This window comes from Caballeronia sp. INML1 (assembly GCF_023631085.1).
Classification (GTDB): domain Bacteria; phylum Pseudomonadota; class Gammaproteobacteria; order Burkholderiales; family Burkholderiaceae; genus Caballeronia; species Caballeronia turbans.
In genome coordinates this window covers 140353-152219 of record NZ_JALQDT010000061.1, presented here as the reverse complement: position 1 = coordinate 152219, position 11867 = coordinate 140353, and the positions used below count along the sequence as shown (strand labels likewise).

Sequence of the window (11867 nt, the reverse complement as noted above, 5' to 3'; positions counted from 1 at the left end):
GAGGTGGTCGGCAAGCATCGCACCGGAAAGTTAACAGCCCGGCGCTCCGTTTACAACCACTTCTCACCCCATAAACAAAAATGCCGTGCAGCGCTAACTGAACGGCATTACCCCACGCGTGGGGTTTTTTCCTGTCGGGCGCGTCAATTTGCCGTGGGCCGCCACTTCAGCAGACGCTGCTCGAGCGCGGTCAGCAGATAATCCGCCGCGAGCGCCACGACTGCGAGCACGATCATCGCCGCGAACACGCCGCTCGCGTTGAACGCGCCTTGCGCCGTCGAGATCAGCAAGCCGATGCCCTGCTTCGAGCCGAGGAACTCGCCGACGACCGCGCCGACCAGCGCGAAGCCGAAGCTGACATGCAGGCTCGCGAGAATCCACGAAAGCGCGGACGGAATCACGACGGAGGTCGTCACCTGCCGGCGCGACGCACCGAGAATCTGCGCATTCGCGATCATGTAGCGATCCGCTTCGCGCACGCCCTGAAACGCGTTCGCGAACACGACGAAGAACACCATCACGACCGCGAGCGCCACCTTCGACGCCATGCCGAGACCCAGCGCAATCACGAACACCGAGCCGAGCACGACGCGCGGAATCGAGTTTGCGATCTTGATGTAGATGCTGAACACGTCCGACAGCAGCTTGTTGCGGCCGAGCACGATACCGCAGAACACGCCCGCCACCGAGCCGATGATGAACCCGAGGCCCGTCTCTTCGAGCGTGACCCACACTTGCGTGAGCAGCGGACCTTGCGACGTGCCGTCGAGGAACCATTCGACGATCTGATCGAAGATCGCGGACGGCATCGAAAAAAAGAACGGATCGATCCAGTGGAGGCGCGCGGACAGTTCCCAGCCGCCGAGCACGAACACGAGCACCGCGATGCGCAGCCCGATGACGAGCGCGTTGCGCTGGCGGATGCGCTTTTGCGCCTCGCGTTCGACTTGCGCGAGTGCGCCGGGATCGATGCCCGAGGGCATCGTTTGTTGAGGCGTGGACATATTGATGTTCCTATGGGGCAGGTTCAACCGATCTGCACTTCTTCGCGCAGGTCGTGCCAGATATCGCGCGAAATCTCGATGAAATGCGGGTGATAGCGAATCTCGGACGTGATGCGCGGACGCGGCAGATCGATCTCGTAGACCTTCTTGAGCGTCGCGGGGCGCGCCGTCAGCACGAACACGCGGTCCGCGAGCGCGATCGCTTCTTCCAGATCGTGCGTGACGAACACCACCGAGCCCGCATTCGCCGACCACAGTTGCAGCAGTTCGTCCTGCATGAGCGTGCGCGTCTGCATGTCGAGCGCGCTGAACGGCTCGTCCATCAGCAGGATTTCGGGCTTGTTGATGAACGTCTGCGCGAGCGCGACACGCTTTCTCATGCCGCCCGACAACTGATGCGGATAATGCTTGCCGAACTTGTCGAGACCGACGCGCCGAAGCCACGACTGCGCTTCGTCATACGCGGCGGACTTCGAGCGGCCGCGGTAGAGCGGGCCGGCCGCGACGTTGTCGAGCACCGAGCGCCACGGAAAGACCGCGTCGGCCTGGAACACGAACCCGATGCGCGGATCGATGCCATCCACCGGCTGGCCCATCACGCGCACTTCGCCGGTCGTCGGCTTGAGCAGGCCGGTGATCATGCTGAGCGTGGTGGACTTGCCGCAGCCCGTCGGGCCGACGATCGCGACGAACTCGCCCTTCGCCACCGACATGCTGAAGTCGCGCAACGCGACCGTCGCCTTGCCGTCCGGCGAAATGAAGCGGCACGAGACGTGGCGCAGCTCGATCGCGGGCGTATCCTGCTTGCTGGTTGAAGTCATCGCGTCGAGTCTCACTTGGATGCCGTCGCGGTGCCCGACAAATATTCGTTCGAATACGTGCGCGCCAGGTCGATATGCTTGCCCTTCACCGAAGGATTGAACGCGGCGAGCACCTTCAGCACGGTGTCGGGGCCGTCGGCGGGCATCTTGCCGTCCTTCGTGAACATCGGCAGCGAGGCTTTCAGCGCGGCCACGTACAGGTCCTTGTTCTTCGCGTAATAGTCCTTCGGCATCTTTTCGGTGATTTCTTCGGCGCTATGCGTCGCGATGAAGTTGAGCGTCTTCGCGAACGCGTGCGAGAGCTTCGCCGCATCCGCCTTGTGCGATTGCGCCCACGCGCGCTGCACGTAGAAGCTCGATGCCGGATACGTGCCGCCCAGCGCGGCGCGCGTGCCTTCGATCGTGCGCATGTCGACGAGCACCTTTGCGTCGCCGGTCTTCAGCAGTTGCGAGACGGTCGGCTCGGTCGTCATGCCCGCATCGATGCGCTCCTGCTTCACCGCCGCGATGAAGCTCGCGTCCGCGCCCACCGGCAGCAGCGTGTATTCCTTCGACGAGACGCCCGCGCGCTGCGCGAGATATTGCGTGAGGAAGCTCGTCGACGACCCGAGGCCGGTCACGCCGAGCGTCTTGCCTTTGACGTCGGCCATGCTCTTGAGCTTGTCGGCGGCCTTGGTCGAGACCATTTCGACTTCGCCCGGCACCTGGCCGAAGATCACGAGCGCCTGCACTTCCTTGCCCTTGCTCTGCAGGTCGATGGTGTGATCGTAGAAGCCGACGACGCCTTGCACCGCGCCCGCGAGCAACTCGTTTTCGGCATCGACGCCGGCGGGCTGCGAAAGGATTTCGACGTCGAGCCCTTCGTCCTTGAAGTAGCCGAGCTGCTCGGTCAGCTTCGCGGGCAGATAGATGATCTTGGTCGCGCCGCCGACCATGATCGAAATCTTCTCCGCATGAGCCGATACGGAAGCGGCCGCGAGTGCGAAAGCGATACCGGATACAGCAGCGATCTGGCGCAGAGTACGCATCAGGAGTCTCCTTGGTGTGGGCCGTGATGTAAGGGAAGGCCCGCTTTTTCAGTTGTGTGCGGCGATTATAGAAAGGCGAAACCTTCTGCCAGCTTTCTGAGCCGATGACAAAACATGGGTGTTAACCCGATGCTTCAAAAGCGTGTCGAAGCCCCTACAATCGCGCGGCCAAGCTCCGCACACGCGTGCAACCGCTCATGAAACTGCTGTTGATCGAAGACAATCCGACGCTTTCGCTCTGGCTCGCAAAGATGCTGGAACAGGCGTCGTTCGTGCTGGAGGCCGTGCAGGACGGTGAATCCGCCGATCAACTGCTGCGCACGAATCAATACGATGTCGTGCTGCTCGATCTCAACCTTCCGCGGCTGTCCGGCAAGAACGTGTTGCGCCGCATGCGTCAGCGCGGCGACGCGACGCCCGTGATGATCCTCACGGCGAGCGGTTCCATCGACGAGAAAGTGGAGTTGCTCGGCGCGGGCGCGGACGATTACCTGGTCAAGCCTTTCGAAGTGCGCGAGCTCGTCGCGCGCGTGAAGGTGATGATCCGGCGGCGCACGTCGTCGACGGCGAACGAGGTGTCGTGCGGCGATCTCGTCTTCGATATCGACACGCGCCAGTTCGCGCTCAAAGGCGCGCCGCTCAACGTGACGCCGCGCGAGCGCAGCGTCCTCGAAGCGTTGATCCTGCGTCTCGGCAAGACGGTGTCGAAGGCGTCGCTGCTCGATGCGATCTTCACGCATGAGGACAGCCCGAGCGAGGACGCGCTCGAAATCTACGTCTCGCGGCTGCGCAAGAAGCTCGACGCCAGTTCGGCCGCGATCGTCACGCTGCGCGGCCTCGGCTATCTGCTGCGCAAGAAGGACGATGACCAATAGCCTGCGCGTGCGTCTTCTGTGGTGGCTGCTCGTGCCGCTCGCGATCTACGTGTTCGTGACCGGCAAGGCCGCCTACGACAACGCGCTGCACACCGCGGATCTCGTGCAGGAGAACACACTGCTCGCGTCGGCGCGGATGATCGCGGGCGAAGTGGAGTGGTCGGACGGCAGGTTGCTCGTCGATATTCCGCCTGCCGCGCTCGAAGTGTTCGCATCGCCCCAGGGCGATCAGGTTTTCTACAACGTGCGCGTCGACGACGGCCGTCTCCTCGCGGGACTGCCTGATTTTCCTTTGGGACCGACGGCGGCGATGCACGATGCGCCGCGCTATTACGACGCGGACCTTCACGGCACGCCGTTGCGCGTCGTCGGCTTCGTGCGGCAAATGTACGACAACGGCGCGATCCGTCGCGTGCTGGTCTCGGTCGGCAAGACGCAGGCGTCGCGCGACGCGATGGTTCGCGAGATCTGGCGCCCGCAACTCTTGCGGCAGATCGAGATGGTGCTCCTCGCGGTGGCCCTCGCCTGCATCGGCCTGACGTTCGAATTGCGGCCGCTCCTCAAGGTCAAGAAAGAAGTGATGGACCGCGATCCGATGCAGCTCGAGCCCTTGCGCGTCGAGCGTTTGCATACGGAGTTGCGGCCGATCGTCGAGGCGATCAATCAGTGCATCGCGCGGCTCGGGCTTCAGGTGGCGGCGCAGCGGCGCTTCATCGCGGATGCGGCGCATCAGTTGCGTACGCCGCTCACGCTGCTTGCGACGCAATTGCAATTCGCGCGGCAGCACCGCGGGATGGAGCCATCGTTGCATGAAGCGCTCGCGGCGATGCAGCGAAGCAATCGCTCGATGGTCGGACTCACCAACAAGCTCTTGCTGCTCGCGCAGGCCGAAGCGGCGGACTACACGCAGCTCGCCAGACAGAAGGTCGATCTCGCCGCGATCGCGCAGGACGTGATCGAGGATCTCGCGATGTTCGCGCAGAAGCGCGAGATCGATCTGGGCGCGGAGCTCGTTGAATCGGCGTGGATGATCGGGCATGAAGGGTTGTTGTCGGCGCTCGTCTACAACATCGTGGAAAACGCGATTCGGTATACGCAGCCAGGCGGGCATGTGACCGTCGCGGTGACGCGCGATGCGCAACGCGTGACGCTGACCGTCACGGACAACGGCCCCGGCATTCCCGCCGAAGCCCGCAGCCGCGTGTTCGAGCCGTTTTACCGCGCGTCGGCGGAGACGGACGGCACGGGGCTCGGGCTCGCGATCGCGAAGGAAATCGTGCAGGCGCATCGGGGGGACATCAGGCTCGGGCAACGTGAGCATCCGGAGCGCGGGGTAATGGTCACGGCGGCTTTCGAATGCTGCAGAGCGGAAGACCGATGAGTTCCGTGAATACTATGAAATGACCATTTGAATTTGACCGCCCGTTAGAAAATATACTTCTCCTGTCGAGCGCCAAGACGCGCGGGCCGTGCGGCCACGGAGAAGAAAATGAAACGGTTAAGAGCGTGGGTATTTGCATTATTGTTAGGAATGCTGGCGAGCGGATGCGGCGGAGGCGATAACAACGACGGCGTCAATTCCGCAGGCAGGCAATCCGGCGCGCAAGAGAAGGCCACATCCAAGGGATACGCCTTGTCCACCGTCATCTGGAAGCACGAGCCGATCGGCGTCTGCTGGGACTTGAGCAACGCTGACTTCGCGCTGTACGCCAGTCAGCGCGACTGGAGCCGTCTCGCGGTCGAGGCGAGCTGGGAGGCGCATTCCGGCGTCACGTTCACGGGTTGGCAGCAATGCACGAACGATCCGAATTACTACGGCATAAGGATATCGGTCGAGGACAGCGCCGTGACCGGTCCGCATACGCAAGGTCTCGGAACGGAGTTGAACAATGTCGTAGGCGGGATGGTGTTCAACTTTACTTTCAGGAACTGGAGCCCGAGTTGCGTGGGGCGTGAAGAGTATTGCATTCGCAATGTCGCCGCGCATGAGTTCGGTCACGCGATGGGTTTTGCGCATGAGCAGAACCGGCCGGATACACCGTCGACATGCAAGGAGCCTGCGCAAGGCACTTATGGCGACACGTTGATCGGCGCGTGGGATCTGGCATCGATCATGAATTACTGCAATCCGGACTGGAACGGCGACGGCCAACTAAGCACGACGGATATCGTGATGGCGCAGATGTTTTACGGGCCGCGGTGAGTCGTTCAAACGTTAACTTCGCTAGTCGCGGTCAGGCGATATCTGCAATCGGCTTGCCTTCTGCGCGGCGCTCGCCTATCAAACGATTGCGAAGAAGCGACCAAGCTCGCATTGACACGACGATCCAAAGAATTTGGAAAAATTATGTAATGTACATTCCAATTTGATTACATGATGAAAATATACTTCTCCGACCTGTGCGTGAGAACGCATGGCGTATCTATAACGGAGAATAAAGATGAAAGGGTTACGAGGGGTACTGCTCGCTCTATTGGCAGGAATACTGATTAGTGGTTGCGGCGGAAGTGACGGCGGCAACGACGCGCTTGGCTCAACGGGCAGGGCTTCGGTCGAACAATCGGCGGCGCAGGATAGGGCCACGGGAAAGGGCTATGCCTTGTCGACCGTTATTTGGGATCGAGTGCCCATCGGTGTTTGCTGGGATTTGAACGACGCGGATTTCGCGCGGTATTCCGCGGAGCGCAACTGGAGTCGTTCCGCGGTCGAAGAGACTTGGGAACAGCACTCCGGCGTCGAATTCAGCGGTTGGCAGCAGTGCGCGAACGAACCGAATTACTACGGAATTCGGATTTCAGTCGAGGACATTGCCGGGAGCGCGCCGCATACATGGAATTTGGGCGCGAGGCTGAACAATGCCCGGGGCGGAATGGCGCTGAATTTCACCTTCAATAACTGGAGCCCAAGTTGCCAAGGGCGCAAGGAGTATTGCATTCGCCGGATCGCTGCGCACGAATTCGGTCACGCGCTGGGTTTTGCGCATGAACAGAATCGGCTGGATACGCCGTCGTCATGCATCGAGCCTGCACAGGGCAATCAAGGCGACACGATGGTCGGCGAATGGGATCTTGCCTCGATCATGAACTATTGCAATCCGAAGTGGAACGGCGACGGCAAACTTAGCGCCACCGACATCGAGATGGTTCAGAGATTCTATGGCCCGCCCCGACCCAAGGAAACCATCTACACGTTGACGCGCGCCCAGGCTCCCGCCCAAGTGACCGCATACGATTTCTCAACGCGTGAAGTGAAGGCCTCGATCGACCTGTCGCTGACGGAGGACTACAAGCAAGTCGATCAGATGTTCGCGAGCGCCGATGGCAAACGCCTGCATGTGCTTCTGGAGAGAAGCTCGACGTCGATCGATCTGGCGACCATCGACACCGCGACCAACACGATCATTCGGGTCGTGCCCATCGCTCCGCTGCTGACGACCTTTACCGGTTATAACCTGCAACCCGCTTACGAAGGCAATCAGGTTTACGTGTCGAACAAGAACAGGATCAGCGTCGTCGACACGGACTCGGGGCAACTGATGAAGAACATCGTGCTGCCGGAAGGCTATAGCCTGATCAAGGTAGCGACGGCCAAGGACGACGCCAATAGCATCTATGCACTGACAAACGCGCCCGGTACGAAGCTGCAGATCCTTCGCATCGACACGGCCAGCGCTTCGATCGCGCGTGCCTATCCGGTCGGCTCTGCATCGAGCACGATCAGGGATCAGTTCGCGGTTACGCCAGACGCGAAGAAAGCTTACTTCCTCAGCTTCACGTCGTACACCGGCGACGGCAGTCTGACGGAACTCGATCTGACGAGCGGTAACATGCGCGTGCTGGCCGATCTGCCGGAAAAGAAGCCGAAGTTCCTCGCGGCGATCAGCAACCAGCAGATCCTTTTCGGCGACGATAACTACACGGGTCCGAGTCCGATCATTCTCTACGACGTGACGAGCGGGAACAAGACGAGCCTGATGGCGGCGTCCAACCTGTTGGGTTATCTGCAATACGAACCCAGAACCAAATCCATTCTCTTCGAAAGGAACGGGACGTGGTCCGTCAGCCAGTTGCAGCCGCAGGCCGACGGTAGCTACAAGAGCATCGATCTCGGGCTGAAATCGTTCAGCAGCGGCGCGGGATACGGCGGCATCGCTCCGTTTGTGTTCGTTTCACGCTAAGACGCAGCGATTCATTAGATAGAAGAATCCGCAGGCCTCGAAAGTTTCGAGGCCTTTTCTCGTGATGAGCCTCGAGGGCGGTTCTTCGTCTACTTCGAGTCCAGGCTCCGGTTCAACTTGAGATGACTGCGCGGGCTTACGAAACTCGGATCGCGACAGTTGTATTTTGAGGGCCAATAGTTGACGCGCCCACGGGAATAGAACTGGAGCGCAAGTAGCCAGCCATTCGTGCTCAATTTTGGATCCAAAATCCTTGATTCAATTTTGACATAGGCGCACAATCCCCGGACCCGCACCCCAAGCGACCGAGGGACACTCCCATGACCGACCGCGTCAACGCCGTTGCGAACCCGTACACCGCGGGCGACAGCCCCCGGGCTTCATCCAGATCCAGCCGCGCGGTGACCGCCGCTGTCGTGGGCAATATCCTCGAGTGGTTCGATTTCGGCACATACGCGTTCCTCGCGACCGTCATCGCCAAAGTGATGTTTCCCACCGGCGACGACTTCGCCGCGATGCTCGGCACTTTCGGCGCGTTCGGCTTGGGCTTCGCCGCGCGTCCGCTCGGCGCGATCATCTTCGGCTGGCTCGGCGACAAGAAAGGCCGCAAGTGGACGCTTACCTTCGTCATGCCGCTGATGGCCGCCGCCACGCTCTTCATGGCGCTGCTGCCGACGTATGCGTCCATCGGCATCATGGCGCCGATTCTGCTCGTCGCTGCACGCATGCTGCAGGGGATTTCCGTCGGCGGCGAACTGGGCAACGCGGTCGCGTTTCTCGTCGAATGGGCGCCGCCGAGCAAGCGCGGCTTGTATGGCAGCTTCCAGCAATGCAGCACGCTCGGCGGAATGCTGCTCGGTTCGGGCGCGGCCGCGCTCATGACGACACTGCTCAGCCCAGAAGCGCTGCTCGACTGGGGCTGGCGCGTGCCGTTCATCGTCGGTGCGATCGTGATCGGGCCGATCGGCTGGATCATCCGCAAACGCAGCGAAGAGACGCCGGTCTACCAGAGCGCAAGCGACGAAGCACCCAAGACGAAAGGCCGCGCACCCGCGCTGCTCGGCCTGCAGGCTTGCGGACTCGTGATCGTGTGGACGGTCTCGCTCTATGTCCTGCTCAACTACCTGCCTTCTTTCACGACGAAGTACGTCGGCATCCATTCGTCGACGGCGCTCTGGCTCAACACGGCGGGCCTGATCGTGATGACGGCATCCATTCCGTTCTGGGGCGCGGCTTCGGACCGCTTCGGACGCAAGCCCATCTATACGATCGGCTGCATCGCGTTTCTCATACTGCCGTATCCGATCTTCCATCTGATGCTCGAATACAAATCGGCGGCGATCGTCGGCGCGGTGCAGGTGTTGGGCGGCGTGATCATCGGCATCTTTTCGGGCGTCGGGCCGGCGGTGTTGTCGGAACTCTTTCCTACAAAGATCCGCACGACGTGGATGTCGATCGGCTACGGCATCGCCAACGCGGTGTTCGGCGGTTTCGCGCCGATGATCTCCATCGCGCTCATCAAGGCGACCGGCTCGCCGCTGTCGCCCGCGTATTTCGTGATGCTCGCCGCGCTGCTTTCGACGATCACGGTCGTCACCATCAAGGAGACGGCGCACGCGCCGCTGCAATAAACATGCGCTGGAACCGGACGCTTACAGTGGTGAACTGCCATGCCGAAGGCGAAGTCGGCAACGTGGTGACGGGCGGCGTTTTCGACGTGCCCGGCGCGACCATGTTCGACAAGATGATGCATCTGGAAGAAGTGCGCGACGACCTGCGCCGTATCTGTATCTTCGAGCCGCGCGGGTCGGCGAATCAGACCGTGAACTTCCTGCTGCCCGCAACCGACCCGCGCGCGCAAATGGGTTACGTGATCGCGGAATCGACCGAGTATCCGGCGATGTCGGGCTCGAACACGATGTGCGTCGCCACGGTGCTGCTCGAAACCGGCATCCTGCCGATGGTCGAGCCCGTCACCGAGCTCGTGCTCGAAGCGCCGGCCGGGCTCATTCATTTGCGCTGCGCGTGCGCGAACGGCAAGGTCACGAAGGTCGAGTTCACGAATCAGCCCGCGTTCGCCAATCATCTCGACAGGACGATCGAGGTGGAAGGCGTCGGCAGCCTGAGCGTCGATGTCGGCTATGGCGGCATGACGTACGTGTTCGTCGATGCCGAAAAGCTCGGCTTTCGCATCGCGCCCGACGAAGCGCGCGAACTGTGCGAACTCGGGCAGATCATCAAGGCCGCGGCGGCGGCGCAGTTGCCTTCGCCGCATCCGTTGAATCCGCTCATCAAGGGCATCACGATGACCGAGTTCGTCGGCCCGCTCTCGCGCGAGAACGGCGTGCTGAAATCGCGCAACACGGTGATCGTGTCGCCGGGCCGCTGCGACCGTTCGCCGTGCGGCACCGGCACCTCCGCGCGGCTCGCGGTGATGCACGCGAAAGGGCTGATCGACGTGGGCGAAACCTTTTTGCACGAGTCGATCATCGGGTCGGTCTTCGAAAGCCGCATCGATTCGGTCACGCGCCTGGGCGACGTTCCCGCGGTCGTGCCGGTCGTGGCGGGGCAGGCGTGGATCACCGCGATTTCGCAAGTCGGCGTCGATCCGACCGATCGCTTCCAGACGGGCTTCACGCTCGCGGATACATGGTGCGAAGCCGTCGACGACAAGCTGATCAAATCGCGCGTGGGGATATGAGGACGACAGACGAAGAAATGGCGGATGTCGTCGTGATCGGCGCGGGCATCGTCGGGCTGGCCTGTGCATGGGCCGCGTTGCGCGACGGCGCGCGCGTGACCGTGATCGACCGGGATTTCGAAGGCGATCGCGCATCGCATGGCAACGCGGGCGGCATCGCGGTGACGGAGAGCACGCCGATCGCCGTGAACGGCATGTTCACGAAGATCGCGACATGGCTGATGGACCCGCTCGGGCCGCTCGCGCTCGACTGGAGGCATCTGCCGAAGGCGCTGCCGTGGTTCATGGCATTTCGCCGCGCAAGCGAGCCGGACCGCTATCAGGCGATATCCCATGCGCTCGCGTTGTTGAACAACCGCGTCTACGACGACATCGTGCCGATGTTCGACGATATCGGCGCGAGCGCGATGCATTATCGCCGCGGCGCGCTGACGGTCTATGAAACCGACGAAGCCTTCGCCGCCGATCAGGCGGAATGGGCGTTGAAGCGTGAACTCGGCGTGCGCTGGCGCGCGCTGGACGCGCAGCAGGTGCGCGAATGTGAACCGTCGCTCGCGCCGGTGTTCAGACACGGCGTGTTTCTCGACGACTGGTCGCATATCGGCGATCCGCGCCGCATCGTCACGCTCCTACGGGAGCGCGTGCGGGCGCTCGGCGCGCGCTTCGTGACGGGCGTCGCGCGCGCGATCGAATCACCGGATTCGGTGTTGCTGGCGGACGGCAACCGCGTGAAAGGACGACGCATCGTGATCGCGGCGGGCGCGTGGTCGGCGGCGCTCGCGAAGTCCATCGGCGATAGCGTCCTGCTCGAAAGCGAGCGCGGCTATAACGCGACGCTGCCGAACCACGGCGTCGGGCCGACGCGTGAAGTGATCTTCGCGGAGCGCAAGTTCGTCGCGGCCCCGCTCGACGTCGGTCTGCGCATCGGCGGCGCGGCGGAGTTCGCGGGCACCGCTGCGCCGCCGAACTATCGCCGCAGCGATGCATTGCTCACGCTCGGCAAGCGCTTCATTCCCGGCATCGACGATACGGGCGCCGCGAAATGGATGGGCAATCGCCCCGCGACGCCGGATTCGCTGCCGGTGATCGGCGCATCGCCGCGCATGCCGTCGGTCGTCCATGCATTCGGTCACGGGCATCTCGGCCTGACGCAATCGGCGACGACCGCCGCGCTCGTCGCCGATGTGCTCGCGGGCCGCACGCCGCGCGTGCCGCTTCGCCCGTATTCGATCGCGCGTTTCGACCACTGAGAATCCAACG

At 62.2% G+C, this 11867-nt stretch carries 10 protein-coding genes; 7 read left to right on the top strand and 3 right to left on the bottom strand.

Annotation, left to right across the window (positions count from 1 at the left end):
* Window positions 1–143: 143 nt before the first annotated feature.
* The 3 genes from NCR38_RS24980 to NCR38_RS24970 are packed head-to-tail and all read right to left on the bottom strand — an operon-like array spanning window position 144 to window position 2853.
* On the bottom strand, window positions 144–1004 hold the full coding sequence (locus NCR38_RS24980) for an ABC transporter permease (protein ID WP_250477746.1): 861 nt from the start codon (window positions 1002–1004) through the stop codon (window positions 144–146).
* A gap of 23 nt (window positions 1005–1027) precedes the next feature.
* On the bottom strand, window positions 1028–1825 hold the full coding sequence (locus tag NCR38_RS24975) for an ABC transporter ATP-binding protein (RefSeq protein WP_061119273.1): 798 nt from the start codon (window positions 1823–1825) through the stop codon (window positions 1028–1030).
* Window positions 1826–1836: 11 nt separating this feature from the next.
* On the bottom strand, window positions 1837–2853 hold the full coding sequence (locus NCR38_RS24970) for an ABC transporter substrate-binding protein (RefSeq protein ID WP_250477745.1): 1017 nt from the start codon (window positions 2851–2853) through the stop codon (window positions 1837–1839).
* A 197-nt stretch (window positions 2854–3050) separates the two neighbouring features.
* On the opposite strand from NCR38_RS24970, the gene NCR38_RS24965 reads away from it, so the two are divergent.
* The 7 genes from NCR38_RS24965 (at window position 3051) to NCR38_RS24935 (ending at window position 11857) form a co-directional block, all read left to right on the top strand.
* On the top strand, window positions 3051–3728 hold the full coding sequence (locus NCR38_RS24965; RefSeq protein ID WP_061119219.1) for a response regulator transcription factor: 678 nt from the start codon (window positions 3051–3053) through the stop codon (window positions 3726–3728).
* On the top strand, window positions 3718–5109 hold the full coding sequence (locus NCR38_RS24960) for a sensor histidine kinase (RefSeq protein WP_250477744.1): 1392 nt from the start codon (window positions 3718–3720) through the stop codon (window positions 5107–5109). Before NCR38_RS24965 ends, NCR38_RS24960 begins: the two co-directional genes overlap by 11 nt.
* Before the next feature lie 252 nt (window positions 5110–5361).
* Window positions 5362–5931 carry a M12 family metallopeptidase gene (locus tag NCR38_RS24955; RefSeq protein ID WP_250477743.1) on the top strand — a complete coding sequence of 190 codons (570 nt, stop codon included), beginning with the start codon at window positions 5362–5364 and terminating at the stop codon, window positions 5929–5931.
* Between the two features lie 238 nt (window positions 5932–6169).
* Window positions 6170–7906 carry an ATPase gene (locus NCR38_RS24950; protein WP_250477742.1) on the top strand — a complete coding sequence of 579 codons (1737 nt, stop codon included), beginning with the start codon at window positions 6170–6172 and terminating at the stop codon, window positions 7904–7906.
* Window positions 7907–8226: 320 nt separating this feature from the next.
* Window positions 8227–9537: an MFS transporter gene (locus NCR38_RS24945; protein WP_061119216.1), complete on the top strand. Its 1311-nt coding sequence runs from the start codon at window positions 8227–8229 to the stop codon at window positions 9535–9537.
* Window positions 9538–9539: 2 nt separating this feature from the next.
* Window positions 9540–10607, top strand: coding sequence for a proline racemase family protein (locus NCR38_RS24940; protein WP_061119215.1), 1068 nt, complete (start codon window positions 9540–9542; stop codon window positions 10605–10607).
* On the top strand, window positions 10604–11857 hold the full coding sequence (locus NCR38_RS24935) for an FAD-binding oxidoreductase (RefSeq protein ID WP_250477741.1): 1254 nt from the start codon (window positions 10604–10606) through the stop codon (window positions 11855–11857). Before NCR38_RS24940 ends, NCR38_RS24935 begins: the two co-directional genes overlap by 4 nt.
* Window positions 11858–11867: the final 10 nt, after the last annotated feature.

Bases quoted from the DNA above. Each gene is read 5' to 3' on its own strand.
- NCR38_RS24980 (WP_250477746.1), bottom strand. From the start codon at position 1,004: ATGTCCACGCCTCAACAAACGATGCCCTCGGGCATCGATCCCGGCGCA.
- NCR38_RS24975 (WP_061119273.1), bottom strand. From the start codon at position 1,825: ATGACTTCAACCAGCAAGCAGGATACGCCCGCGATCGAGCTGCGCCAC.
- NCR38_RS24970 (WP_250477745.1), bottom strand. From the start codon at position 2,853: ATGCGTACTCTGCGCCAGATCGCTGCTGTATCCGGTATCGCTTTCGCA.
- NCR38_RS24965 (WP_061119219.1), top strand. From the start codon at position 3,051: ATGAAACTGCTGTTGATCGAAGACAATCCGACGCTTTCGCTCTGGCTC.
- NCR38_RS24960 (WP_250477744.1), top strand. From the start codon at position 3,718: ATGACCAATAGCCTGCGCGTGCGTCTTCTGTGGTGGCTGCTCGTGCCG.
- NCR38_RS24950 (WP_250477742.1), top strand. From the start codon at position 6,170: ATGAAAGGGTTACGAGGGGTACTGCTCGCTCTATTGGCAGGAATACTG.
- NCR38_RS24945 (WP_061119216.1), top strand. From the start codon at position 8,227: ATGACCGACCGCGTCAACGCCGTTGCGAACCCGTACACCGCGGGCGAC.
- NCR38_RS24940 (WP_061119215.1), top strand. From the start codon at position 9,540: ATGCGCTGGAACCGGACGCTTACAGTGGTGAACTGCCATGCCGAAGGC.
- NCR38_RS24935 (WP_250477741.1), top strand. From the start codon at position 10,604: ATGAGGACGACAGACGAAGAAATGGCGGATGTCGTCGTGATCGGCGCG.